Origin of the sequence: Micromonospora sp. NPDC005257 (assembly GCF_042872445.1) — a bacterium.
GTDB lineage: Bacteria > Actinomycetota > Actinomycetes > Mycobacteriales > Micromonosporaceae > Micromonospora.
Map to the genome: position 1 here is coordinate 521733 of NZ_JBIAKL010000003.1, position 24550 is coordinate 546282.

Annotated in this window: 22 protein-coding genes; 13 read left to right on the plus strand and 9 right to left on the minus strand. The window is 72.1% G+C overall.

From position 1 onward, the window contains the following. Position 1: 1 nt before the first annotated feature. The 7 genes from ACFYO8_RS09230 to ACFYO8_RS09260 are packed head-to-tail and all read left to right on the plus strand — an operon-like array spanning position 2 to position 7257. A complete protein-coding gene (locus tag ACFYO8_RS09230) occupies positions 2-550 on the plus strand; it encodes a (2Fe-2S)-binding protein (protein ID WP_354873970.1) in 549 nt (182 codons plus the stop codon). Beyond that, positions 547-2937, plus strand: a complete 2391-nt coding sequence (locus ACFYO8_RS09235) for an aerobic carbon-monoxide dehydrogenase large subunit (protein ID WP_354873968.1) — start codon at positions 547-549, stop codon at positions 2935-2937. The genes ACFYO8_RS09230 and ACFYO8_RS09235 overlap by 4 nt, the downstream gene beginning before the upstream one ends. 10 nt (positions 2938-2947) lie before the next feature. After that, on the plus strand, positions 2948-3814 hold the full coding sequence (locus tag ACFYO8_RS09240; RefSeq protein ID WP_354873966.1) for an XdhC family protein: 867 nt from the start codon (positions 2948-2950) through the stop codon (positions 3812-3814). A gap of 8 nt (positions 3815-3822) precedes the next feature. Further along, positions 3823-4395, plus strand: a complete 573-nt coding sequence (locus ACFYO8_RS09245; protein WP_354873964.1) for a nucleotidyltransferase family protein — start codon at positions 3823-3825, stop codon at positions 4393-4395. Further along, on the plus strand, positions 4392-5261 hold the full coding sequence (locus ACFYO8_RS09250; protein ID WP_354873962.1) for a MoxR family ATPase: 870 nt from the start codon (positions 4392-4394) through the stop codon (positions 5259-5261). The genes ACFYO8_RS09245 and ACFYO8_RS09250 overlap by 4 nt, the downstream gene beginning before the upstream one ends. Further along, positions 5258-6025: an SRPBCC family protein gene (locus tag ACFYO8_RS09255; protein WP_354873960.1), complete on the plus strand. Its 768-nt coding sequence runs from the start codon at positions 5258-5260 to the stop codon at positions 6023-6025. The genes ACFYO8_RS09250 and ACFYO8_RS09255 overlap by 4 nt, the downstream gene beginning before the upstream one ends. Further along, on the plus strand, positions 6022-7257 hold the full coding sequence (locus ACFYO8_RS09260; protein ID WP_354873958.1) for a VWA domain-containing protein: 1236 nt from the start codon (positions 6022-6024) through the stop codon (positions 7255-7257). The genes ACFYO8_RS09255 and ACFYO8_RS09260 overlap by 4 nt, the downstream gene beginning before the upstream one ends. On the opposite strand, the gene ACFYO8_RS09265 is transcribed toward ACFYO8_RS09260, so the two are convergent. From ACFYO8_RS09265 to ACFYO8_RS09275, 3 genes are all read right to left on the minus strand, one after another. Next, positions 7182-8138 (minus strand): LysR family transcriptional regulator, encoded by a 957-nt coding sequence (locus tag ACFYO8_RS09265; RefSeq protein WP_354873957.1) that lies wholly within the window; start codon positions 8136-8138, stop codon positions 7182-7184. The two genes, ACFYO8_RS09260 and ACFYO8_RS09265, sit on opposite strands and share 76 nt — an antisense overlap. A gap of 289 nt (positions 8139-8427) precedes the next feature. After that, on the minus strand, positions 8428-9318 hold the full coding sequence (locus ACFYO8_RS09270; RefSeq protein ID WP_354873955.1) for a hypothetical protein: 891 nt from the start codon (positions 9316-9318) through the stop codon (positions 8428-8430). After that, positions 9315-9698, minus strand: coding sequence for a helix-turn-helix transcriptional regulator (locus ACFYO8_RS09275; protein ID WP_354873953.1), 384 nt, complete (start codon positions 9696-9698; stop codon positions 9315-9317). Before ACFYO8_RS09275 ends, ACFYO8_RS09270 begins: the two co-directional genes overlap by 4 nt. Positions 9699-9798: 100 nt before the next feature. On the opposite strand from ACFYO8_RS09275, the gene ACFYO8_RS09280 reads away from it, so the two are divergent. Continuing rightward, complete coding sequence (locus ACFYO8_RS09280; RefSeq protein ID WP_354873951.1) at positions 9799-11046, plus strand: NAD(P)/FAD-dependent oxidoreductase; 1248 nt, start codon at positions 9799-9801, stop codon at positions 11044-11046. 8 nt (positions 11047-11054) lie between these two features. After that, a complete protein-coding gene (locus ACFYO8_RS09285) occupies positions 11055-11543 on the plus strand; it encodes a MarR family transcriptional regulator (RefSeq protein WP_354873949.1) in 489 nt (162 codons plus the stop codon). A gap of 25 nt (positions 11544-11568) precedes the next feature. Here the strand turns inward: ACFYO8_RS09285 and mraY are convergent, their stop codons facing one another. After that, positions 11569-12672, minus strand: a complete 1104-nt coding sequence (gene mraY, locus ACFYO8_RS09290; protein ID WP_354873947.1) for a phospho-N-acetylmuramoyl-pentapeptide-transferase — start codon at positions 12670-12672, stop codon at positions 11569-11571. A gap of 209 nt (positions 12673-12881) precedes the next feature. Between mraY and ACFYO8_RS09295 the strand changes: the two genes are divergently transcribed. Next, positions 12882-13091, plus strand: coding sequence for a hypothetical protein (locus ACFYO8_RS09295; protein ID WP_354873945.1), 210 nt, complete (start codon positions 12882-12884; stop codon positions 13089-13091). A gap of 89 nt (positions 13092-13180) precedes the next feature. Continuing rightward, the gene (locus ACFYO8_RS09300) at positions 13181-13987 is read left to right on the plus strand and encodes an aminoglycoside adenylyltransferase domain-containing protein (RefSeq protein WP_355095602.1); all 807 of its coding nucleotides are present in this window, start codon (positions 13181-13183) and stop codon (positions 13985-13987) included. Here ACFYO8_RS09300 and ACFYO8_RS09305 read toward each other — a convergent pair. Then, the gene (locus ACFYO8_RS09305) at positions 13984-15252 is read right to left on the minus strand and encodes an MFS transporter (RefSeq protein WP_387256913.1); all 1269 of its coding nucleotides are present in this window, start codon (positions 15250-15252) and stop codon (positions 13984-13986) included. The two genes, ACFYO8_RS09300 and ACFYO8_RS09305, sit on opposite strands and share 4 nt — an antisense overlap. A gap of 47 nt (positions 15253-15299) precedes the next feature. Continuing rightward, positions 15300-16154, minus strand: coding sequence for an aldo/keto reductase (locus tag ACFYO8_RS09310; protein ID WP_354874894.1), 855 nt, complete (start codon positions 16152-16154; stop codon positions 15300-15302). Positions 16155-16250: 96 nt separating this feature from the next. On the opposite strand from ACFYO8_RS09310, the gene ACFYO8_RS09315 reads away from it, so the two are divergent. After that, on the plus strand, positions 16251-16664 hold the full coding sequence (locus ACFYO8_RS09315; RefSeq protein ID WP_354874892.1) for a nuclear transport factor 2 family protein: 414 nt from the start codon (positions 16251-16253) through the stop codon (positions 16662-16664). A gap of 61 nt (positions 16665-16725) precedes the next feature. Here the strand turns inward: ACFYO8_RS09315 and ACFYO8_RS09320 are convergent, their stop codons facing one another. After that, positions 16726-17703 carry an aminoglycoside phosphotransferase gene (locus ACFYO8_RS09320; RefSeq protein ID WP_357707035.1) on the minus strand — a complete coding sequence of 326 codons (978 nt, stop codon included), beginning with the start codon at positions 17701-17703 and terminating at the stop codon, positions 16726-16728. Between the two features lie 364 nt (positions 17704-18067). On the opposite strand from ACFYO8_RS09320, the gene ACFYO8_RS09325 reads away from it, so the two are divergent. After that, on the plus strand, positions 18068-21166 hold the full coding sequence (locus tag ACFYO8_RS09325) for a hypothetical protein (protein WP_354874888.1): 3099 nt from the start codon (positions 18068-18070) through the stop codon (positions 21164-21166). A 127-nt stretch (positions 21167-21293) separates the two neighbouring features. Here ACFYO8_RS09325 and ACFYO8_RS09330 read toward each other — a convergent pair whose 3' ends face one another. Together ACFYO8_RS09330 and ACFYO8_RS09335 are read right to left on the minus strand one after the other, a co-directional pair. Next, complete coding sequence (locus tag ACFYO8_RS09330; RefSeq protein WP_355095176.1) at positions 21294-23765, minus strand: FtsX-like permease family protein; 2472 nt, start codon at positions 23763-23765, stop codon at positions 21294-21296. Beyond that, positions 23762-24511 (minus strand): ABC transporter ATP-binding protein, encoded by a 750-nt coding sequence (locus tag ACFYO8_RS09335; protein ID WP_354874884.1) that lies wholly within the window; start codon positions 24509-24511, stop codon positions 23762-23764. Before ACFYO8_RS09335 ends, ACFYO8_RS09330 begins: the two co-directional genes overlap by 4 nt. Between the last annotated feature and the right edge of the window lie 39 nt (positions 24512-24550).

Genomic DNA, 24550 nt, shown 5'->3' on the forward strand with positions numbered 1-24550 from the left:
CATGCAGGTCACCATGACCGTCAACGACGTCGAGGTCACCCGGGAGATCGAAGGTCGCCTGCTGCTGGTGCACTTCCTGCGCGACGTGCTGGACCTGACCGGCACGCACGCGGGCTGCGACACCAGCAACTGCGGCACCTGCGTCGTCTGGCTCGACGGCGAACCGGTGAAGTCGTGCACCGTGCTGGCCGCGATGGCCGGCGGCCACCAGGTCCGTACCGTCGAGGGCTTGGCGAAGGGCGCGGAGCTCGACCCGGTCCAGCAGGGCTTCATCCAGTGCCACGGCCTGCAGTGCGGCTTCTGCACCCCCGGCATGATGATGACGGCCCGCGCACTGCTCAACCGCAACCCGGACCCGACCGAGACGGAGATCCGGGAGGCGATCTCCGGTCAGATCTGCCGTTGTACGGGCTACGCCACCATCGTGCGCTCGGTGCGCTGGGCCGCCGTACACGAGGCGAACGCCGCCGCCGCGGTCACCGAGACCACCGAATCACGCGAAGCCGGCGAGATCGACAACGCCGGCCAGCCCGCCGGGAGCGTCGTATGACGACTGTGCACGAGCGCGTGGACACCTTCCACGACAACGACCAGAAGCCGGTGGGATACGGCCGCATGCTGCGGAAGGAGGATCCGCGATTCGTCCGCGGCCGGGGCCGGTTCGTCGACGACGTCCGGCTGCCCGGCATGCTGCACCTGGCCATCCTCCGCTCGCCGGTGGCCCACGCGCGGATCCTGAGCATCGACACGAGCGCCGCCGAGGCCTCACCCGGCGTCAAGGCGGTCGTGACCGGGGCCATGCTGGCCGAGCAGGGTCTGGCCTGGATGCCGACGCTCTCCAACGACGTGCAGGCCGTGCTCGCCACCGACAAGGTGCGCTTCCAGGGCCAGGAGGTGGCGTTCGTCGTCGCCGAGGACAAGTACGCGGCGCGGGACGCGCTGGAGCTGATCGACGTCGAGTACGACGTCCTCGATCCGGTCGTCGACGCCCGCCGCGCGCTCGAACCGGGCGCCCCGGTGATCCGCGACGACCTCGACGGCAAGACCGACAACCACTGCTTCGACTGGGAGACCGGTGACGAGGCGGCCACCGCCGCGGTGTTCGCCCGGGCGGACGTCGTGGTCAGCCAGGACCTGGTCTATCCGCGGGTGCACCCGGCGCCGATGGAGACCTGTGGGGCGCTCGCCGACTTCGACGCCGTCGACGGCAAGCTGCGCCTCTGGTCCACCACGCAGGCGCCGCACGCGCACCGCACCCTCTACGCCCTGGTGGCGGGCATCCCCGAGCACAAGATCCAGGTGATCTCGCCGGACATCGGCGGTGGCTTCGGCAACAAGGTGCCGATCTATCCGGGGTACGTCTGCGCGATCGTCGCGTCGATCGTCACCGGGAAGCCGGTGAAGTGGATGGAGGACCGCTTCGAGAACCTGATCAGCACCGGCTTCGCCCGCGACTACATCATGCGTGGTGAGATCGCGGCGACCCGCGACGGCCGGATCCTGGCCATCCGCACCAACGTCCTCGCCGACCACGGCGCCTTCAACGGCACCGCCGCGCCGGTGAAGTACCCGGCCGGCTTCTTCGGGGTCTTCACCGGCAGCTACGACATCGAGGCCGCGTACTGCAAGATGACGGCGGTCTTCACCAACAAGGCGCCGGGCGGTGTGGCGTACGCCTGTTCGTTCCGCATCACCGAGGCCGTCTACCTCGTCGAGCGGATCGTCGACTGCCTCGCCGACGAGTTGGGCATGGACCCGGCCGAGCTGCGGCTGAAGAACTTCATCCGGCCGGAGCAGTTCCCGTACACGACGAAGACCGGCTGGGTGTACGACTCCGGCGACTACGAGCCGACCATGCGGCTCGCGATGGAGATGGCCGGCTACGCCGACCTGCGGCGCGAGCAGCAGGAGAAGCGGGCCCGGGGCGAGTTGATGGGCATCGGCATCGCGTTCTTCACCGAGGCCGTCGGCGCCGGCCCGCGCAAGAACATGGACATCCTCGGCCTGGGCATGGCCGACGGCTGTGAGCTGCGCGTGCACCCGACCGGCAAGGCCGTGGTCCGGCTCAGCGTGCAGTCCCAGGGGCAGGGGCACGAGACGACGTTCGCACAGATCGTCGCCGAGGAGATCGGCATCCCGCCGGACGACATCGACGTGGTGCACGGCGACACCGACAACACGCCGTTCGGTCTCGGCACGTACGGCAGCCGGTCCACCCCCGTCTCTGGTGCCGCGGCGGCCCTGGTCGCCCGCAAGGTCCGCGACAAGGCCAAGATCATCGCGTCCGGCATGCTGGAGGTCTCGGTCGCCGACCTGGAGTGGGACAAGGGCTCCTTCCGGGTCAAGGGTGACCCGGGAAAGAGCGTGACCATCCAGGACATCGCCATGCGGGCACACGGCGCAGGCGACCTGCCCGAGGGCATCGAGGGCGGGTTGGAGGCGCAGATTTGCTACAACCCGTCGAACCTGACGTATCCGCACGGGGCGTACATCTGCGTGGTGGACATCGATCCCGGCACCGCGCAGGTCACGGTGCGGCGGTTCATCGCCGTCGACGACTGCGGCACCCGGATCAACCCGATGATCATCGAGGGGCAGGTACACGGCGGGCTGGCCGACGGGGTCGGCATGGCCCTCATGGAGATGATCGCGTTCGACGAGGACGGCAACTGTCTCGGCGCGTCGCTCATGGATTACCTGCTGCCGACCGCGCTCGAGGTGCCCGACTGGGAGACCGGCTTCACCGTCACCCCGTCCCCGCACCACCCGATCGGCGCGAAGGGCGTGGGCGAGTCGGCCACCGTCGGCTCCCCGCCAGCGATCGTCAACGCGATCGTCGACGCCCTCGAACCGTTCGGCGTACGGCATGCCGACATGCCGTTGACGCCGTCGCGCGTCTGGGACGCGATGCGCGGCAACGCCCGCCCGCCGGTCTAGGGAGGTGGCCATGACGACGACCGCCCGCCGTACGCGTGATCTGACCGTCGCGCGCGCGCCGTTCGTGCACGCCACTGTGGTCCGGGCCCAGGACCCGACGTCGGCCCGGCCCGGCGACGACGCGGTGATCCTGCCGGACGGCACCATCGAGGGGTTCGTCGGCGGGGTGTGCGCCGAGAACTCGGTGCGGGCCGCCGCCCTGGACGCCCTCCGGGACGGCAACGCGCTGCTGCTGCGGGTCCTGCCGGACGGCGCGCCCGCCTTCCCCGACACCCCGGGGGCGAAGGTCGTGGTCAACCCGTGCCACTCGGGCGGGGCGCTGGAGATCTTCCTGCGCCCGGTGCTGCCCGTACCCGTGCTGGGTCTGGTGGGCGACACGCCGATCAGCGCGGCGGTGGCCACCCTGGCCGCCTTCCTCGACTTCGAGGTGTCCACGTCCGGTGACCACTCCGGCGCGGCAGCGGTGGTGGTGGCCGGCCTCGGCAAGGGCGAACAGGACGCCATCCGCGCCGCGCTGGATGCCGGAGTGGGCCACATCGCGCTGGTGGCCAGCCGTACCCGCGGCGCGGCCGTGCTCGACGAGCTGGCGCTGACCGACGCCGAGCGCGCCCGCGTCCGGACCCCGGCCGGGTTGGAGATCGGGGCGCGTTCGCCGCAGGAGATCGCGCTGTCGATCATGGCCGAGGTGGTGCGGGCGCTCCGGCTGGACGGCCTCGCCTCCTCCCCCACGCCACCCGTCGCGCTCCCCCAGCAGGCCGTCGACCCGGTGTGCGGGATGACGGTCCTGGTCGGGCCGGACACCCCGCACGTGCGGATCGACGGCACTGATCACTGGTTCTGCTGCCCCGGCTGCCTCGACCGGCACGTGGCGGCGTAGCCGTGTTCGTGACCGGCCTGGTTCTGGCCGCCGGGGCCTCGGTGCGCCTCGGCGAGGCCAAACAACTGCTGCCGTACCGCGGCCGGACGCTGCTCGACGCCACCCTCGACCTGGCCCGCTCGTGCGCCTTCGACCAGGTGCTGGTGACCCTCGGCGGCGCCGCCGACCTGGTCCGCGAGCGGGTGGACCTGACCGGGGTCCAGGTCGTCGAGAACGCCGAGTTCAGCACGGGCTGCGGGTCGTCGATCCGCGCCGCGACGCGGGCGGTGGACCCGCGCGCCGACGGGCTCGTGCTCCTGCTCGGCGACCAGCCCGGCGTGCGGGCCGCCGACGTACGCCGGGTCGCGGCGGCGACCACCCCGCTCGCGGTGTGCCGGTACGCCGACGGCCTGGGTCACCCGTTCTGGTTCGCCAGTGACGTCCTTCCGCAGCTGCGTGTCCTGCACGGCGACAAGGCGGTGTGGAAGCTGCTGCACTCCGGCCGGCACCCCGTCACGGAGATTCCCGTGGACGGGCCGGTGCCGATCGATGTGGACACCCGCGCGGACTACCAGCGGCTGCTCTCGGGCGAGGCGCGGTGAAGGACCCCCTGGCCGTTCGGCGCCGGCTCGATGCCGTCGACTACCTGGCCGACGACGGCATGGCGATGGCCGTCTTCCTCGCGCTGAAGCTGGGCAAGCCGCTGCTGCTCGAGGGCGAGCCCGGCGTCGGTAAGACCGCGGCGGCGAAGGCGCTGGCGCGGGCGCTGGACACGACGCTGATCCGGTTGCAGTGCTACGAGGGCCTGACCCCCGGCGAGGCGCTGTACGAGTGGAACTACCAGCGGCAGTTGCTCGCCATCCGGCTGGCCGAGGCCCGGCACACCTCACTGACCGACGCCGACCTGTTCGCCGCGGAGTTCCTGCAGGAACGGCCGATCCTGCGGGCGGTACGCCACCCGGGACCGGTCCCGCCGGTGCTGCTGATCGACGAGATCGACCGGGCTGACGACGAGTTCGAGGCGCTGCTGTTCGAGTTCCTCGGCGAGTCCGGGATCACCATCCCCGAGCTGGGCACGTTCACCGCGACCACGCCGCCGGTCGTGGTGCTCACCTCCAACCGCAGCCGGGATCTGCACGACGCACTGCGCCGCCGCTGCCTGTACCACTGGATCGACTTCCCGGAGACGGGCCGCGCCACCGAGATCGTCCGACGGGCCGTGCCGGGCGCGACCGAGGGGCTGGTCCGCACGGCGACCGCCTTCGTCGGCGACGTACGCGCCCTCGGCCTGGACAAGGCACCCGGCATGGCCGAGGCCATCGACTGGGTCGCCGCACTGTCCGTGCTCGGCGCCGCCGACCTCGCCGCCGACGACGTCGTCCAGACCATCGGCACCATCGCCAAGACCCCCGACGACCGCGCCGCCGTCGCCGCCGCGCTCGGCGCACACCAGGAGAGGCCGGCATGAAGATCACCAACGAGTTCACCGTCGACATCCCGATCGCGCGGGCGTGGGCGATCCTCACGGACCTGGAGGGCATCGCACCGTGCCTGCCGGGCGCCCAGCTGACCGGCGTCGACGGCGACGTCCACCAGGGCACGGTGAAGGTCAAGGTCGGTCCGGTCGTCTCCGAGTTCGCCGGGACCGCACGTTTCGTCGAGAAGGACGACAGTCGCTATCGGGGGGTGATCGACGCGAAGGGCCGCGACCGGCGGTCGGCGGCCAACGCGTCCGCTCTGGTCACCGCCCAACTGCGGCCGGACGATCAGCGCACCGTCGTCAGCGTGGACACCGATCTGAAGATCTCGGGGCGCTTGGCCCAGTTCGGCAGCGGCATGATCAAGGAGGTGTCCGGCAAGCTGCTCGCCCAGTTCGTCGCCAACCTCGAGGCGAAGCTGGCGGCCGAGGAGACCGGCGACAGCACCCCGCCCCCGGCCACCGCGCCTGATGCATCCGAGCCCGCGACGGCCGTCGCCGCCGCGCCCTCCGCCGCGCCCGCCGGGCCCTCGTCCGCCATACCGCCTGGGACCATCCTGGCCGGCGCCCCCGTGGTCGCGTCGGCGTCCACCGGTCGACCGGCCGCCGGCGCACGCGCCGAACCGGCCGCCGAGGCGCAGACGCTGGACCTGCTCGACATCGCCGGTGGCGCCGTCGTCAAGCGCCTCGTGCCGGTGCTCGTCGGGATCGTCGTCGTCGGCGCGGTGATCGCCTGGCGGGTCGCACGCCGGTGAGCGCCGGTCTGCTGCGCGGCGTCGACCGCGCGGCGTTCGCGACGGCGTTCGCCGGCCGGTTGCGGCGGGCCGGCGTATCCGCCGGGCTCACCGAGGCCGGTGACTTCGTCCGTGCGCTCGGCGTGTGTACACCCGGGGAGACGACCGCGCTCTACTGGGCCGCCCGGATCAGCTTCGTGCGGCGGCACGCCGACCTCGCCGCCTTCGACCGTGTCTTCGCCGCTGTCTTCGTCGACGCGCCGCCGCTACCGCTCACCCGGTTCGCGGCCCCGCCGGGCGCCGGTGACGACGTGCACCTGCCGGTGCCCGCCGACACCGCCGACACCGCCGAGGGTGGTGGGCTGCCGTGGGCGACGTTGCCGGCGCCCGTCGCCGCGGAGGAGCCCTCCGATGCCGGGCTGCGGCTACCCGAGCGACGTCCCAGCGCCGTCGCCGGGCTCGCCGACCGGCCGTTCGAGGACCTCGACAGCACCCAGGTCGAACTGCTCGGCGACGCCCTGCGCGAGGCCGTCGCCCGCTGGCCGTCCCGGCGCACCAGACGGCACGCCGTCGGCCCGGCCGGACGGCGGGTCGCGCTGCGTCCGACGATCGCCCGCGCCCGTCGCACCGCGTGGGAGCCCGTCGAGGTCGTCCGCGAGCGACCGGTACGCCGACCGCGCCGGGTCGTGCTGCTGTGCGACGTCAGCGAGTCGATGCGGGCCCAGGCCCACGCGTACCTGCACCTGCTGCGGGCCTTCGCGGTGGTCGCCGACGCGGAGGTGTTCGCCTTCGCCACGACGCTCACCCGGCTCACCGTCGCGCTGCGGCACACGTCGGCGTCCGCGGCGATCACGCACGCCAGCGCCGCCGTGACCGACCGGTTCGGGGGTACGCGGATCGCGGCGAACCTGCGGGCGCTGCTCGCGTCCCCGCACGGCGAGGCGGTTCGCGGTGCGGTGGTGCTGATCGGCTCGGACGGCTGGGACAGCGACCCGCCGGCCGAGCTCGCCGCCGTGATGGCACGGCTGAGCCGCCGCGCCCACCGGATCGTCTGGCTGAACCCGCGGGCTGGCGCCCCCGGCTTCGCTCCCCTGGTGGCGGGCATGGCCGCGGCCCTGCCGTACTGTGACCGGCTCCTGCCGGCCGCGACGTTCCGGGACCTGCTGGACGCCGCCGATCAGCTCCAGAGCGTCACGTGCACCGAGGGCCGGAAACGGTTCACCGCGACGCCCACGCCGCGCATCATCGCCTGAATCGCCCGGGACGTCGACGCGAAGCGGCACAGCTCGGCTGCCGCGGACGGCGTGCCGGGGGTGACGAGTACCAGCGAATGCCACGTCGCCTCGGCCGTGGCGTGCGGCCCGGACAACGCCACGAGCTGGCCGCCGCGGACGTCCGGCGCGACGGTGAACGACAGCGCAGGTGCGATCCCCCGGCCACGCTGGGCCTCACCCAGCGCTGCCGCGTGGCTCTGGAAGATCTGCTGCCGCTCCTCGGGCACACCGAGCCGGCGCAGCATCGCCGGGACAGCGCCCAGGGCGTTGGTGGCCGACGGCCCGAGCAGCCACGTCTGGTCACGCAACTGCCCCGGTGACGCCGACACACCGGCCAGCGGATGATCCGGGCCGACGACCGTCACGAGCCGGTAGTTCATCATGGGACGGCAGGAGACCGCCGGATCGGCCACCGGCGGCAGCGGCCCCATCGCGATGTCCGCGGCCCGGGTCAGCAGCAGCGACTCGAAGGAGCCGGGGTCACAGACGCTCAGCTCGATGTCGAGGTCGGCGGCGCGTCTGGCGAACAGCTCGATCAGTCTCGGCGCGGCGAACTCGGCGAACTCGCTGGACGCGGCAACCCGCAGCATCCGGCGGCCGTGCGCCGCCGAACTGACCTCCAGGACCGTGCGGTCCTGCAGGCCCAGCATCTCGGCCGCGCGGCTGGCGAGCCGCAGCCCGCCGGGGGTGAAGGCCAGCCCCGCCGCCGTCCGCGTGAACAGCTGATCTCCGAACTCCCTGCGTAGCTGGCCGATCAGCAGCGAGACCGCCGGCTCGGAGACCTCCAGTTGCGCGGCGGCCTGCTTGACCGATCCCAGCCGGACGACAGCGACGTAGGCCCGTAGCTGCGTCGGAGTCATCGACGTCGACCGCCCTTCTGCTGCGCCGTGGGCTGCAGCCGGACAGCCCGCGGGTACTCCGAATCATTCCCCGCCGACTGCCCCCGCCGCCAGCGACAATGCGCATGGAGCGACCTGACCGCCGGGCCGTACGCGGGTCGGCGACTGGCTGACCGCCCTGCCCGACGGACCGACCGGCGGCTACGTCGACGCCGAGGGACTTCTCCCCTGGCAGGAGGAGGGGTGGCGAGCTGTTCCGTCGTCTCCCGCGCGGGCGGTCCGGCCGGGGACCGGACCGCCCGTCCGCCGGTCAGGCGCGGGTGCGCTGCCGCAGTCGGGTCGAGACGACCGCGACGACCGCCATGAGGACCGCGACGACCAGGGACGGCAGGGCGTCGGGCCGGCGCAGCAGTTCCTCCGTCAGCCCGGAGTTGTCGAGCTGGTGGAGCGTGCCCAGCAGGAGCGTGGGGACGACGGCGAGCAGCAGCCGCTGGTCGGCCGTCCCCACCCACAGGAAGGCGGCCACCCCGGCGACCACCATGCCGGCGGCGACGAGCCGCGCGACCGGGTCGACCAGGCGCAAGCCCTCCGCCGGGATCAGGTGCAGGGCCAGGATGCCGGCGGTGACCAGCACGGCGTTACCCCGGGGCGCCGCCGGCACGTCCGCCGGACGCCGCAGGCCCAGAATGATCAGGGGCGCGGCGACAACCGGCGCCCACCACTGCGGCAGGCCGTTGAGGAACAGATTCGGGGAGATCACGGTCGGCACCACCACGGCGGCCACCGAAAGGACGGCGGCGGTACGGGTGCGGCCCGCGGCGAGCGCCACCAGCGCCGCGCTCACCATGAGCGCGTGCACGCCATGGTTCCGCAGGACGTTCAGGGGGTCGGACAGTCCGCCGTACTGGAACGCCTCGACGATGTCGTCCAGGCCGATGAGCACACCCAGCGCCAGCACCGCCATGGCTCCCAGGTGGATGCCCTGCCAGAACAGCACGGCGGTGGGCCGGGCCGCGGTGCTGCCACCGTGCACCCGCAGCCCGCCCCGAATCAGCGAGGCCGCCTGCCTGATGCTGGGCCAGCGACGGGTGGTCGGCTCGTCGCCGATCAACGTGTCGATCAGTTCGTCGGCGCGTTCGCGGCGGTAGCCGGCCGGATAGGCCCGCAGCAGCATGCGGTAACGCTTCTCCAGAACACTCATGCTGGTCTGATCCTCGCGGTAGAAGGTTGACGGGCGCCTGCGTGCGGCGAGATCCCGCGCGGCAGGCGGTCCATGACCACCCGGGCGGCCCGGGCGAGCCGGTCGGCTTCCTCGGCGAGCACGCGGTGGCCCTCGTCGGTGAGCCGGTAGTAGCGGCGGGCACGCCCGTTGACGATCTCCTCACCGTCGGCGGCGACGAGTCCTTCGCCGAGCAGCCGGTCGATCACCGAGTACAGCGAGCCGGCGGCGAGGATCACCCGACCGTCGGACAACTCGGTCACCCGCTTGATCACGGCGTATCCGTGGAGCGGGCCACCGAGCAGAGCAGCAAGGACGAAGTACGAGGGTTCCCGCAGTGCGGGGCGCGAAGCCGATCCCATGAACTGAATATACAACTAGGACGAGTATCTAGCCAGGGTGACTGTGCACAGTGGCTGCCGGAAAGCTTGCCCAAATTATCTTAATGATTAAGGTAATTGGATGAGCAGATCGACCGACTTCTCCGTGGCGATCGCCGGAGCCGGCCTCTCCGGCCTGTGCCTCGCCCAGTACCTGACGCGTGCCGGCATCGACGTGCACGTCTACGAGCGCGACCCGGGCCCCTTCGTCCGGCGGCAGGGCTACCGGATCATCCTCGACCGGTACGGGCTGGCGGCGCTGCGCGAAAGCCTGCCCCGCCCGCTGTACCGGCTGGCGCTGACCACCGGCGACGAGCCCGGCGGGCAGCTGCGCTTCACCGACAGACGGCTGCGGGACGCCTTCACCGTCACCTTCAAGGACGACCCGCACGAGACCCGTCAGGTGGACCGGCTCACCCTGCGGTCGATCCTGCAGTCCGGGCTGGACGGCCGCATCCACTACGGCAAGGCAGCCGTCGCGGTGGACAGCGGCGACCCGGCCGCGCCGCGGCTGCGGTTCTCCGACGGCAGCGCCGTCGCGGCGACGGTCGTGGTGGGCGCGGACGGCGTCGGCTCGGCGCTACGCGCGCAGCTCATGCCGGACGCCGACCCGGCGGAGACCCCGATGGCGGGCATCTACGGCCGGTCACCGCTGTGGCGCGACGGCGCGAGCGTCATCCCGGACGCGCTGCGCACCAGCGGCGTCCTGGCCATCGCCGACCGGCCGGGCAACGCCTTCTTCTTCACCTCCATGCGGTTCGGCGAGAGCCCACGGGAGGCGTTCGCGCGCCTGGCACCGGGCAGCTACGCCCCCACCGGCGACGACTACGTCATGTGGGCGCTGCTGCTCCGGCGGGAGCAACTGCCCGCCGGCGTACGCGGGGATCTGCGGGCGCTGTGGGAGCTGGCGGCCCGGATGAGCGCGGACTTCCACCCGCTCGCCCGGAGGCTGGTCGACACGGCCGAACTGGACGCCACGGTGCTCAACCTCTTCGCCACCGGCCGGCGACCGGTCCGGTGGGCGGTCCCCCGGGCGACGATGACGGGCGACGCCGTGCACGTCATGCCGCCGTTCGGCGCGCACGGCGGCAACACCGCGCTCCGCGACGCCGCCCTGCTCGGACGGCGGCTGGTGGACGCCCGGACCAACGGCACACCCGTGGAGGAGGCGATCGCCGGATACCAGGACGAGATGGTGCCGTACGCCTTCCGCGCCGTCGACACCGCCGGCAAGCTGATGCACCGCCTCACCGGCGGCGCTGCCGCACCGCACTGGGTGCTGACCCGCGTGTTACCTCGGCTGCACCGGGTCACCGTGCCGGAGGCATGATTGCCCGCATGTCCCACGATCCGGCCCGCGCCTCCGCGATCGCCGACCTGATGCGCGCCGGGCGGGAGACGTCGCGGCTGTCCATGGTGTTCCGGTACGCCGTCGCGGAGCGGTTGGGCCTCACCGTGAGCGACCTGGAATGCCTCGACTACCTGGCCGACGTCGCATCCGCCACGGCGGGGCAGATCGCCGAACGGACCAACCTCACCACCGGGGCGGTCACCAGCATGCTCCGCCGGCTCCAGCGGGCCGGCTACGTGACCGCCGAGCGCGACCCGGCGGACCGGCGGCGAGTCGTCGTCACGGTGCGCCCGGAGCGAGTCGCCGACCTGGAGCGGCCGTACGAGCGTTTCGCCGAGCGGGCGGAACGGCTCGTCGAGGGCTACAGCGCCGAGGAGGTCAGGTTGCTGGTCCGGCACCACGACCGCCTCCAGGCGATGTACCTCGCGGAGTTGGACCACCTCCGCGACGGCGACACCGCGCAGTGGTCCGCCTGAGCCGGCGTCTCCTGTCGCTCCGCCGCTATCCCACGGCCGCCAGGAAGTCCGAGTAGAACAGGCCCAGGCCGGCCGCGACGCAGACGCCGGCCACGATCCAGAACCGCACCACGATGGTGGACTCGCTCCATCCGGCCAGCTCGAAGTGGTGGTGCAACGGCACCATCCGGAAGACACGTCGGCCGGTGGTCCGGTACGAGACGATCTGGATCACCCAAGTCGTGGTGATGAGGACGAAGAGCCCGCCGATCAGGATGGAGAGCAGCGTGGTGCGGGTCACCACCGCGAGCCCGCCGATCAGGCCACCCAGCCCGAGCGCGCCCACGTCCCCCATGAAGATCCGCGCCGGGGACGTGTTCCACCACAGGAAGCCCACGCAGGCACCGGCCGCCGCCGCCGCGATCATGGCGATCTCCAGGGGATCGCGGACCTGGTAGCAGTACTCGTTCACGCGGGCGTACCCGTCGTCGGCGCACCAGTGCCGGTACTGCCAGAAGCCGACCAGCGAGTACGCGCCGAGCACCAGGATCGACGCGCCGGTGGCCAGGCCGTCGAGGCCGTCGGTGAGGTTCACACCGTTGGACATCGCCGTGATCACGAAGACGAAGACCAGGACCGCGCCGACCTTGCCGACGTCCAGCCAGCTGATGTCGCGGATGAGCGAGATGTGCTCACTGGCCACGGTCTGGCCGTTCGTGCTCGGCACGTACAGCGCGGCCACCCCGAACCCGCCGCCGACGAGGGCCTGCCCGAGCAGCTTGCCCTTTGCGGACAGCCCGTCGGAGTTGCGCCGGCGCACCTTGAGGAAGTCGTCGAAGAAGCCGACCGCGCCGCAGAAGACGAACAACCCGAGCAGCACCAGGGCCGTCATGGTCGGCCCCTCCTGCGCGATCTGCCGTTCGGGCAGGGTGGTCAGGGCGAGATGCCCGGCGACGTACGCGAGGACCGTCGCCACGATGAAGACGACGCCGCCCATCGTGGGCGTGCCCACCTTGTTCTGGTTGCTGGCCAGCCCGATGGACCGGATCGGCTGACCTGCCCTCAGCGCGCTGAAGACGCGCACCGCCACCGGCGTGCCGAAAAGGGAGATGACGAAGGCGACAGCGGCCGCGACGATGACCGCCCTCACCGGCGGGCCTCCGCGAGATCCGGGTTCCGCACCGCGTCCCCACCACCCTTCCCGACCGGCGCGTGACGTGCCGACCTGAGCCGCCGGCGCGGGCGGCTCTTCGTGACATCATCGATCACGACACCTGAGCTTGCCATCCGGCGGCGGAGGGGGCAGCCCCCCGACCGCCAGCACGCCGAAGCCGGCGCGTATGCCGTAGCGTCGACGGCATGAGAACGATGCTGGTGTCGCTCGCGGTCGTCGTGGTGGCAATGCTGGCACTCGTCGTCTTCGTCGCCCGGCGCGACCGGACGAGGCGCCCGTCGGACGAGGATTCGGCTGCGGTCCGCCGGGCCGGCGCCGACCAGCACCGGCACGATGCACAGCGTCAGGCCGGGGCGGGCATCGCGGAGCGGCACCGCAATTCGCCGAGCGTGTAGGCGCGGCCCGCGGATGATCCGCGCGGCAAAGCGTGCCGGATCGGTTTACTCGGTGGCGGCGCCGGCGGCCCGTGGCACAGGATCGCCTGGTGGTCCCACCCGACATGGTTCTGGCCGACCTCCGCCAGGCGTGGTGCCGTGCGCTTGCCGACCGGCTGCGCGGCCTCTACCTGCACGGCTCGCTCGTGGCAGGGGACTTCGCCGCCGACCGCAGCGACCTCGACCTGCTCGCGGTACTCGCGAGCGACCCGGACGAGAAGCTCCTCGGCGTACTCGCCGGGCTGCACGCCGATCTCGACCGGCGGCACCCGCAGTGGGCGGGCCGGATCGAGGTGGAGTACGTGTCACTGGACGCGGTCCGCGACGTCGGCGGCCGGGACCACCTGATCGCCCGGATCAGCCCCGGGGAGTCGCTGCACCTGCTACCCGCCACCACCCACCGCGTCGTGACCTGGGCCGCCGTACACGACTACGGCCGTACGCTGCTGGGACCCCCTGCCGACGAACTGCTGCCCGCCGTCGAACCCGACCGCGTCCGCTCCGCCCTGCTGGACCACGTCCGCGACTGGCCCACCTGGGTGACCCAGATGACCACGCCCGGAGCCCAGGCGTACGCGGTACTCACCCTCTGCCGCGCCTACCAACGTCTGCGCAACGGCCGGCAACTGTCCAAACGGCAGGCCGCCGACCAGACCGCCACCGCCTGCCCCCGCTGGGCCGACCTCGCCGTCTGGGCCCGCGACTGGTGGTACGACTCCGGCCAGGACACCGACCCCGGCCGGGCCGACGACGTCCGGGACTTCGTGCACGAGGTCAGCGCCGCCATCCTGGCCCCGACCGATGGTGGGCAGTGGCGCGAGACGGACCGCGACGCAGCGCCGAAGCCGCCGGGCTAGCCGGCCACGACCGGGTCCGGACGCGTCCGTTCACCCCATCGGACGACCGCCGGGGCGACCAGACCGACCGCGACGAAGACGGCGCCCATCAGCAGCCAACCGGGGGCGCCCCAGGCGATGCAGAGCAGGCCCAGGACGGATGGGGCAGCGACGTTGGCCAGCCCCGCGCCGAGCCCGGCGACTCCCGTGTACTGCCCCTGCGCGTGTGCGGGCGCGAGGAGGAACTGCAACTCGAGCGAGCCCGCCGTGTGCCACAGCTCGCCCACCGTGTGCGCGGCGACTCCCAGCGTCATCAATGCCACGGCGAGCCATCCGGGCATCGTCGACGTGGCGGCGATCAGGGCCATCCCCACCAGGAACGCCAACCCGGAGCGACGGATGGCCCGCCCGGCCGCCGGACCGGTGTCGATCCCCCTGCTCGCCCTGACCTGGAGCGCCGCCACGAGAGCGGTGTTGACGAGCACGGCCGCCCCGACGAACCAGCGCGGCGCGTCGGTACGCGAGATGATCCACACCGGCAGCGCGAAGACCAGCACCTGGCCCTGAATTCCCATGACCGCGTCGAGCACGGTGACGGCCATGTACGGCTTGTCCTTCAGTGCGATCCAGCGTCCGGTCATGTGGGGTACCGCGATGGGCGGCAGTGAGGGCAGCCGGGTGATGACGGCGGCGCACGCCACGAAGCTGACGGCGTTGCCGACGACCAGGGTCAGGTAGGCGGCGCGGGTGTCCAGTTGCACCGCGGCGCCGGCGACGAGGGCACCGCAGGCTCCGGCGAGGTTGGCGACCGAACGGAGGTAGGCGCGGAACTGGGTCAGGTTCGCGCCGCCGAAGCCGCGCACCAGCGGGCCGCGTGACGCCCCGCCGGCTGACTGGGCGAGCTGGTTGAGGCAGACCAGGACGACGAACGGCCAGAACGTGTGGACGAAGACGAGGGCGGCCGTGGTGGCGGCCCGGACGACAAGCGTCAGCAGGTAGATCTCGCGCGGGCCCCGCCGATCGGCGAGATGCCTCGTCGGGATCCCGGCGAGCATCCCGACGAGCGCCGCGATGCCCATCCCCAGGGCCACCTGCGCGAGGGGAAGCCCGACGGCGCGGGTGAAGAAGAGCACGGCGCTCGTCATGAAGACGCCGATTCCGACCATGTTGACGAAGGTCGCGACGGCCAGGACGCGCCGAGGGCCGCGCTCGGGGACGAGACCTCGGGCCACCAGCCAGGAGCCGCGCGGCGGAGGAGTGGAGTGGGACGTGACCGCTGCCCGCACAGGGTGAGACCTTCCGTCGAAGGGCGTGGACTCCTGGCCGGGTGCCGCTAGTCGAGGCCGGCCAGTTCCCCCGGCGACAGGCGCAGCGCCCCGGCGGCCAGGTTCTCGACCAGATGGTCGGGGTCGCCCGTGCCGGGGATGGCCAGCATGTGGGGCCCGCGGCTGAGGGTCCAGGCGATCCGCACCTGCGCCGGCGTCGCCCCGTGGGCCCGGGCGACGGCCACCACCGCCTCGTTTGTGGCCACGCCGCCGGCCTCCCGTCCGTCGCCGGCGATCGCGAAGAACGGCACGAAGGCGACGCCCTGCTCCCCGCAGGTGCGCACGAACTGGTCGTGCACGCGCCGGGTGTCGACGCCGTACGGGTTCTGCACGCAGACCACCGGGGCGATCGCCTGTGCCTGCGCGAGGTGCTGCGGGCGGATGTTCGACAGGCCGAGATGCCGGATGAGGCCGGCGTCGCGCAGGTCGGCCAGCGCGCCGAAGTGCTCCGCGACCGACTCCAGCCCGTGCTGGCGCAGGTTGACGACATCGAGGTGGTCACGGCCGAGCTGGCGCAGGTTCTCCTCGACCTGTCCGCGCAGTTGGTCGGGCCGGGCCAGCGGCAGCCACTCTCCGGAGGGGTCGCGGCCCGGCCCGACCTTCGTGGTGATGACCAGTTCTTCGGCGTACGGCGAGAGCGCCGTGTTGATGATCTCGTTGGCCGATCGCAGCGGCGAGAAATAGAACGCCGCCGTGTCGATGTGGTTGACCCCGAGTTCGACCGCCCGGCGCAGCACGCCGATGACACGTTCGCGGTCGCTCGCCGCACCGCCCTTGCCGGTCAGGCGCATCGCGCCGAATCCGATCCGATTGACGGTCAGGTCGCCGAGCGTCCAGGTACCTGCGGACGCCGCAGTAATCATGTTGGGCACTGGGCGAAACTAGCCATCCCCGATGACCTGCACAGCCGGTCATCTGCCCGATACCGATTCCCGGAGATCGCTGTTAACTTACTTACAGTGAAGGACGATGGTTTTCCCGTTGGGAACGGCGACGCGGACAGCACCAGGGTCGAGGCGTTACGCGCCGCTGAACGGCGTCTTCAACGCGCCCAGCTGTCCTCCGACGTCGCGGCGTTGGATCGGTTGATCGACGACCGCCTCGTGTTCACCGGGCCTGACGGCCGTCTCTACTCCAAGCAGGACGACCTGCACGCGCACCGGTCCGGCCAGCAGACGATGGTCCGAGTGCACGAGGAGAATCTGGCGGCGCTCGTGGTCGGCGGCACCGGGGTGACATGGTTCCTCGGCACGCTGGAAGGCACCCTTGCCGGCGAGCCGTTCCTCGCCCGGGTCCGCTACACGCGCACATGGATCCTCGACGAGGACGAGGGGTGGCGCCTGCTCGCGGCACACGTCGGTCCGGCCGACTGAGCCGCCCTCGCGCACCGATGACCGGGCGGTGCGTCCCGGGTCCCGTGGTGCCGGGCCGCCGTCAGATCGCGGCGAGCGCCTTGGCGATGTTCCACTCGGCCAGGTCCAGCATCCACTTCCGGTCCGGAAAGTCGGTGTCCGCGACCCGCAGTGGCCCTTCGATCAAGGACAACGTCTGCGCGTACCGGTACAGCTCCAGCCGGTGGGGATCGAGATCGACCGGCCGCAGCGCCGAATATGTCTCGCCGAAGCGCATCTGCGGCCAGGCATGATCCCATTCGACATCGAAATACGTCAGTCCCTCGAAATCGATCATGACGGCCTCACCAGCCGGTGTGACGAGCACGTGATCCGGGCCGAGTTCACCGTGCACCAGCCCGTACTCCTTGCGTGCGGTGACCGCGCTCCTGAGGTGGCGTACGTGGGCGGCGACCCGGTGATGGGCATCGGCCAGCCGGGCGTCGCGGGCCGCGGCCGCGTCGAGGTGGCCGAGCGCGCGGTCGACGATCACGTCCTCCGCGCGTCGAGCCGGGGCCGCCTCACCTCGGGCGACGGCCGCGACCTTGCCGTAGCGCGGACCGAAGGCGGTGTGCATGCGGCGCAGGGCGTCACCGAGCGCGGACAGCGGCGTGGCGGCGGCGGCCGGGTCGTGCTCCAGCAACGCCTCCAGCCGCAGCGTGCCGGCGTCCTCGACGAGCGCGATGTCGGCGTCGAGGTGACGGCCGTTCCGGTCGATCATCAGCAGATGCGGGACGCGCACTCCTGCTGCGGTGAGCGCCGCGTGACCGACGGCGAAGAGATCCGCGCCCGACGCATCGGTGAACGGGTCGTCCGGGACGGCCGGTGACGGTGGCCAGTAGTTCTCGTCCGTGGACCACACGTACAGCATCACGGTTGTCCGGTCGTCCAGCCGGAGCCGGTAGACGCCCTTCTTGGTGCCGCCTGTGAGGCGGTCCAGGGCAGCGAGCCGCCGATCGGAGCCGAACTGTTCCGACACCAGGCAGTGCACGTCATCCGGCTGCAGGAATGTGCGCGTCATGGCCGCCTCTCGTCAGACCGAGGCGGCCAGGCTGCCAGGCCGGGCCGCGGCGCACAACCGAGTTGACGCACCGGACGCGGGGGTCCCCGGACCTCGCCGAACCGGCCACGGCGTCCGGGCAGTCAACCGGCACGCCGTCCCGGTCCACCAGGGGCGCCGGTCCCGGGCGAGGCGGGACGGCGGCACCCACCGGACGGCGGACGGGCGGCGTCCGGCAGGCGCGGGACATCCACCCCTGGCCGGCGGGACGCACGCGGCCACAGGCTGCGCTGTGCGTCCACCGCCCGGTGGCGTGGAGTGATCCGGAGGAATCCCAGTGGGTGTGATGGTGTGGACTCCCCGCCGTCGAGGGCGATGGAGAGCGTTGATCGCCGCGGTCGTGGCGGCGGTGGTGGTCGTGTCCCCGACGCCGGCGGTGGCGGCGGAGACGGTGGACTACGAGGCGGCGAAGTTCCACGACGGGGTGTTCGCCGCATACCTGCGGGCGCACAACGGCGGCGTGGCGGGCCTGAAGAACCTGGTGGTCACCGCGGAGCTGCTCGACTGGCGGGGACGTAACCCCGGCGCGTCCCGCGACGACGTGGTGCGGCATCTGGTCGCCACGCGGCAGGCGGTGAACGCGGCGGGCATCTCCGACACCACCGCCCGCACCACGTACGCCGCGATGATCAAACTGATCGATGCGCTCTCCGGCGTGCCCGGTGTCAGCATCGGAGCGCCGATGGTCAAAGGGCTGCTGGACGCCACAGTCGGCGGCACCATCACCGCCTCGGCCGAGGTCGAGGACGCGGTGACCAGCGCGTACCAGAACTACCGGTGGATGGATGCGCTCTACGCGCAGCAGGAACGCGCATGGGGCCAGCTCACCCGGGCGGCGGCGCAGGACGCCGACCTCGCGGCGGCCTGGGACGGAGAGATCGGCGCGCAGCTCAACCTGCGCTCCACCGCGACCACCGAACAGCTGCTCGCCGATCCGCTGCTCGCCTCCTACGTCAACACCGAGGCGATCCTGGAGCACCTGGGCAACGAGCAGGCATACCTCGCGGAGCTGCGCACCGAGCTGCGCGGCGCGCTGGAGAAGGTCGCCGACCAGAACGCGGAGATCATCAAGAAGCTGGTCGCCGCGGACCTGAAGTATCCGATCGGGCCCGGCCCGAAGCCGACGCCGCAGGACTACACGGCCGCGCTGGCCGAGGCCGCCGGCCGGCAGGTGGCGATCGACGCCGCCGAGTCGGCGGTGACCATCCTGGCCACGCTCGCCGGGTTCGCCGACGAGAAGGCCGGCAAGGAGGTGCTGGCGATCGGCAAGGCTGCGGTCGGCATCGCCACCGCCATCAACAAGTACCTGCCCACGGTGGCCGGTCTCAGCCTCAGCGACGCGATCGGGTCGCTGAGCACAGTGGTGCTGACCGGAAACGTGCTCGGCGCCGTGATGACCCTGCTGCCGATGTTCATGGGCTCCGGCCCGAGCGAGCACGAGCTGGTGATGCAGGAGATCGGCAAGCTGCGCGAGCAGGTCGGCGAGCTGCGTACCGAGATGCACGAGCGGTTCGACCGGGTCGAGGCGATGCTCTCGGCGATCTACGACGACATCATGTCGGTCCTGCTGCGGATGCGGGACGACCTGAGCGGCGTGATCCGCGACATCGACGCGATCAAGCAGCAGATCTACGGCCTGGAGACCAAGGTCGACCAGCTCAGCCTCTCCATGCAGGAGGCGCTGAAGAAGAGCGCGCTCAACGACACCGAGTTCGTCATCAACACCTACGTCGGCTACAAGGCGCGCACCGGGCGTCCCCTCTCCGTGGCCCAGTACGACGAGACGGAGGGCCGGCTGTTCACCACCGCGACCTCCACGGCCGCGGGGGCGCCCTTCGTCCTCACGCCGGCCGAATGGTCGCAGTCGACGGTCGATCCGGTACGGGTGCTCGACGAGAAGACCCCCTACGGCGCGATCGACTACCTGTCCTACCTGGCCCGCACCTGGGACCAGTCGTATCCGGCCACCACGAGGACCCCGCACGCCGGGGTCTGGACGATGTCGACCCGGCCCTTCACCGCCCTGGCGCTGGAGAACCCGGCGCTGGCCGGGGACATGACCGGCGACGACTCCTTCGCCGCCCGGATCGGCCGCTCCGGCCAGCAGATCCTGGACGCCGGCAGCCGGTTCAGCCGGCCCACCCCGGACGGGCACCGCAACGCGCTGTTCACCGGCCTTGTCGACAACTACAAGACGGCGGTCAACGCCCAGTCCGCCGAGCTGCGCAAGCTGCGCGACTCGGTCACCAAGGGTGGCTACAACCCGTGGTACGGGCCGGACCAGATGCCGCCGACCCGGTTGAGCAACACCCGCTCGTACTGGACCGGACAGCAGCCGCGTGCCTACAACGGGAACGGCACGATGGCCGGGTGTGCGCCGTTCAGCCCGCTGCCGGCCGTACGCATCCCCGCCAACGTGCGGCTCGCCGACCTGCCGAGCGCGTTCCAGCTGCTCGCCCACGGCACGAAGGAGCAGTTCGAGCCGCACTTCCGGATCTGCTACGACGCGGAACTCGTCAACCACCGGACCACCACCGGTCCACGCCTCGAGACCACCAGGGCGGACCTCCAGTTGACAGTGCACGCCCAGATGAGCGTCGACAAGGGCAACTTCTGGATGGACGTACGGACGTGGCGCAACACGAAGAGCGCCGGCATCGTCTGCTCGTGGAGCACCCGGGACGACCCGCCCACCGGATACTGCTACGACGAGGTCTACTACATGACCTACGACGACGAGTCGGTGCACCTGCCGGCGTTCGAGACGGGCGCCCGCTCGGCGGACAATCCCGAGCGGCTGACCATCGCCCGCCACCTGGCCGACCGGATGCTGTGGGGGAAGCAGAAGGAGTACTACCAGGTGGTCAACCGGAAGTTCGCGGATCCGACCTCGGATCTCCGCTCGGCCGCGAAGGACGTCACGAAGGCGTTCCGGCTGTTGCAGGCGTACACCAAGCTCGGTTTCCCGGTGGCGCTGGACTCCGACGCGTCGCTCAGCGCCTACCTGCTCGGCGGCAACCTGCTGCCGAGCGACTACCGCCACCCCGGCGCGCCGGTGGGACGGGAGCTGCCGGACACCCACATCAGCCGGGCGTACACCATCGCCGAGGCCGACTACGCCCCCTGCACGCAGGCGGCCCCCGGCGACCCCTGCCCCGACGCCATGTCGGAGATCGACCCCCGCGTCGGGCAGGCGTCCGTCTTCGGACCGTCGTGCTCGGGCGCGGACAGCCCCGGCTCCCCCAACGAGTACCTGGGCAACTGTATCCACGCGGTCGCCATCGAACGGGCCGGTGAGCTGGGGGCGATCTACGAGACCTACTCCCAGCGTCTCGCCGCGAACGTCTACCGCGAGCGGCTGCCCGAGGTCGCCGCGGTGATCGACCAGCTGAAGGTCAGCGGCAAGGCGGTCACGCAGAGCTGAACCCGGGTGGCGGGCCGGTCGGAGTCGACCGGCCCGCCACCCCGAGTCGCACATCCGCTCCGCAGCCGGCCAAGGGTGGCCTGGTGAGTCCGGCGCTGTGCGCTGGCCGACGGGCGGGGTGCCACACCTACTCCTTCAGACCGATGTTGTCGATCGGACGAGCGCTGAGCAGGCGCCGGACGGGCCACACGGTGCTCACCAACGCCAGCAGCGCCGTACCGCCGAGCACCGCCGCCCACCCGAGCGGCGGGACGTACGGGATCGGGCTGCCGGTCAGACCCCTGACGATCGCGCTCAGGGTCAGCGCGGCGATCGTCGCGCCGATCAGCACCGCGGTGCCGAGCAGCCCGGCCTGTTCGGCCTGGACCATGCCGCGAATCTGACGGCGGGTGACCCCGACGAGTTGCAGCAACGCCAGTTCCCGGCGGCGGGCCAGCGCCGCCATCACCATCGTCGTCGACGCCGCCAGCGCCGCGTACCCGACCATCACGCCGATCAGCAGCCGGTTCAACCAGGCGCCGAGCGCCAGATCGGCGCTGAGCAGGCGCGTACGGGTGGCGGCGTCGAGAACCTCGGCGCCGGGCCGCCCGGCTGCCCACGCGGTCAACGCGGCGTCGGCGTCCGGCCCGCCCCGGACCAGGACCTCGTCGACAGTGCTTCCCGCCGTGTGCCCGGCGACCGTCTCGGCAGCCAGGGTGACGTCGCCGAAACCGAGGCCACGGTCGTAGACGGCGACGACGTCCAACGTGACCGGGGTGCCGTCGCCCAGCCAGAGATCCGCCTTGTCGCCGACGTCCAAGCCGGACGAGGACGCCTGCGTCGCGGACAGGGCGACGGTGCCGGCGCGCAGGTCGGCCAGGTTGCCCTTGCGTACGCCGAGATCCACTGTCGACGTGACGCCCGCCGGGTCGACGGACTGCGCGGTGATCGGCTCGATGCCGTCGAGCGCCCGCACCATGACCTGGGTACGGCGTACCCCGGTGGCCGCCTGCACCCCGGTCAGCTCGCGGATGTCCCGCGCCGCGTTCGCGGGCAGTCCGCCGGGAGCGGTGAGCGCCCGCTCGGCGAGGGTTCCGGCGCTGCTCTGCATGGTGGTCTGCCGTTCCAGGTTGTTCTGCAGGAACCACACCGAGCCGCCGAATCCCACGGACAGCACGAGGGCGGTCAGCACGGTCGCCATGCCCTGCGCGTTGGCCCGCAGATTTGCGGCGGCCAGGTAACCGCCGGCCCGCCAGATCCGCGGCAGCACGGGGGTGAGCAGGCGTGCCGCGTACGCGTTGATGTTCGGTGCGAGCAGCGCCACCGCGATGACGAACAGGTAGAGCATGCCGACCGCGCCGGCCAGTGCCCCGGCCGACCCGGCGGCGCCGAGCGCGAACGCCCCGGAGCTGCCGGCCGCCATCAGCGTCAGCACGCCGGCGATCGGCCGTACCGGGCCGCCGCGTCGAGGTTCGACAGCGATCTCGCCGAGCGCCTCGACCGGCTTGATGGCGGTTACCCGGCGCGCGGCGAGCAGCGCGGCGAGGACCGCCACGAGGATCGCCGTACCGATCGCGGCCGGCACCGCGAACAGACCGGCCGCCATCGGGAAGCCGGTCGGCAGGAACCCCCGCCCGACCAGTTCGCCGTGCACCCAGCCGGCCGCCAGCAGGCCGGCCGGGCCGCCGATCGCGGAGCCGGCCAAGGCGAGCAACGCGGCCTCGGCGACCAGCATGCGGCGCACCTGTCCAGGGGTGGCGGCGACCGCGCGCAGCAACGCCAGGTCACGCCGGCGGTGCCGGACGGACAGTCCGATGGTGCCGGCCACCACGAACACGATCAGCAGGACGACGTACCCGCCGAAGGCCGACCCGGCACTGACCAGCAAGCTCTGGGCGGCCAGGTTCTCCGACTGCTCGGCGGTCCCGCGGTCCTTGCCGGCGTACGTCATGGCGCCGGCCGCCGACGCGATCTCGCGCACCGCGGCGAGGTCGGCGCCGGGCGCCATCCGCACGCCGATCGCGTCCACCCGGCCCGGGTGGGCGGACAACCGGGCGGCCTGCGCGTCGGTGAAGTACACCGCCGCCGAACCGGTCTCCGCGGTTCCGCTCACCCGGTACGACCGGCTGATCCCACCGACGACCAGGTCGATGCGGTCGCCGGGCGCCACGCCGAGCCGGGCGTCGACCACCACCTCGTCGTCGTTTCGTGGCAGGGCACCCGCGGCGATCGGACGACCGGTGAAGGCGTACGTCCTCCAGCCGTGGCCCACGGCGGCGGGCGAGCCGATCAGCACCGCGTCGTCGCCGGTGACGGCCGTGACGCCCGGCACCCGGCGGATCCGGTCCACCAGGCCGGCGTCCACCGTGCCACCCTCGGGAAGCGTCACGGTGCTCGTGGTGGTGTCGCCGTCGAACTCCCGGAACGTGTGGCTGATCGTGCGGTTGGCGACGACCGCGTCGGCGGTCGCCCAGAGCTGCGGCTCCGGTCGGAACCGCAGCCCGGACTCGACCAGCGTGCCCATCGCCACCAGGATCAGCACGCCGACGATCAGGGCAACCAGGGTCGCGGCGGCGGGTCCGGCGCGGTGCCGCAGCAGGCGGGCGGCGAGGCCGGTCATCGGAGGACCCGCCCGTCCAGCGATGCCAGGTGCTCGGCGATACGAACGGCGCCGATCTGCGGGAGGTCGGCGACCATCGCGCCGTCGGCCAGCACGAGCACCCGATCCGCGTACGACGCGGCGATCGGGTCGTGGGTCACCATCACCACCGTCTGCCCGTGTTCGTCCACGACCGCGCGCAGCAGCGTCAGCACCTCCCCCGCGGTCCGCGAGTCGAGGGCCCCGGTGGGCTCGTCCGAGAAGATCACCTCGGGACGGGTGGCCAGCGCCCGGGCGATCGCCACCCGCTGCTGCTGACCGCCGGACAGCGCCGCCGGCCGGTGGTGCAGCCGGTCGGCGAGGCCGACCCGCTCGACCACGTGGGTCAGCCAGGCCCGGTCCGGACGGACGCCGGCCAGACGCAGGGGCAGCACGATGTTCTCCTCGACGGTGAGCGCGCCGATCAGGTTGAACGCCTGGAAGACGAAGCCGATCCGGGTACGACGCAGCTCGGTCAGGCGCGTCTCGGACAGCCCGGACAGGTCGGTGCCGCCGATGACCACCCGGCCCTTCGTGGGGCGGTCGAGCCCGGCCGCGATCTGCAGCAGCGTGCTCTTGCCGGAGCCCGAAGGCCCCATCACCGCGGTGAAGGTTCCCCTGTCGAAGCCGACCTCGACGCCCGCGAGCGCGGTCACCTGGTTGCGGCCGGCGCCGTACACGCGGGTGAGTTGTTCGACGCGTACCGCCGGCTCGATGGTCTGTCCCATTCTGGTGGCCTCTCCTCGTGTCTTCGCACGAACTGCGCG

What these genes read in the sequence shown, in the direction of transcription:
- ACFYO8_RS09310 (WP_354874894.1), bottom strand. Translation starts at nt 16,154, where the DNA reads ATGATTACTGCGGCGTCCGCAGGTACCTGGACGCTCGGCGACCTGACC.
- ACFYO8_RS09240 (WP_354873966.1), top strand. Translation starts at nt 2,948, where the DNA reads ATGACGACGACCGCCCGCCGTACGCGTGATCTGACCGTCGCGCGCGCG.
- ACFYO8_RS09335 (WP_354874884.1), bottom strand. Translation starts at nt 24,511, where the DNA reads ATGGGACAGACCATCGAGCCGGCGGTACGCGTCGAACAACTCACCCGC.
- ACFYO8_RS09270 (WP_354873955.1), bottom strand. Translation starts at nt 9,318, where the DNA reads ATGAGTGTTCTGGAGAAGCGTTACCGCATGCTGCTGCGGGCCTATCCG.
- ACFYO8_RS09255 (WP_354873960.1), top strand. Translation starts at nt 5,258, where the DNA reads ATGAAGATCACCAACGAGTTCACCGTCGACATCCCGATCGCGCGGGCG.
- ACFYO8_RS09230 (WP_354873970.1), top strand. Translation starts at nt 2, where the DNA reads ATGCAGGTCACCATGACCGTCAACGACGTCGAGGTCACCCGGGAGATC.
- ACFYO8_RS09275 (WP_354873953.1), bottom strand. Translation starts at nt 9,698, where the DNA reads ATGGGATCGGCTTCGCGCCCCGCACTGCGGGAACCCTCGTACTTCGTC.
- ACFYO8_RS09265 (WP_354873957.1), bottom strand. Translation starts at nt 8,138, where the DNA reads ATGACTCCGACGCAGCTACGGGCCTACGTCGCTGTCGTCCGGCTGGGA.
- ACFYO8_RS09330 (WP_355095176.1), bottom strand. Translation starts at nt 23,765, where the DNA reads ATGACCGGCCTCGCCGCCCGCCTGCTGCGGCACCGCGCCGGACCCGCC.
- ACFYO8_RS09320 (WP_357707035.1), bottom strand. Translation starts at nt 17,703, where the DNA reads ATGACGCGCACATTCCTGCAGCCGGATGACGTGCACTGCCTGGTGTCG.
- ACFYO8_RS09280 (WP_354873951.1), top strand. Translation starts at nt 9,799, where the DNA reads ATGAGCAGATCGACCGACTTCTCCGTGGCGATCGCCGGAGCCGGCCTC.
- ACFYO8_RS09235 (WP_354873968.1), top strand. Translation starts at nt 547, where the DNA reads ATGACGACTGTGCACGAGCGCGTGGACACCTTCCACGACAACGACCAG.
- ACFYO8_RS09295 (WP_354873945.1), top strand. Translation starts at nt 12,882, where the DNA reads ATGAGAACGATGCTGGTGTCGCTCGCGGTCGTCGTGGTGGCAATGCTG.
- ACFYO8_RS09285 (WP_354873949.1), top strand. Translation starts at nt 11,055, where the DNA reads ATGTCCCACGATCCGGCCCGCGCCTCCGCGATCGCCGACCTGATGCGC.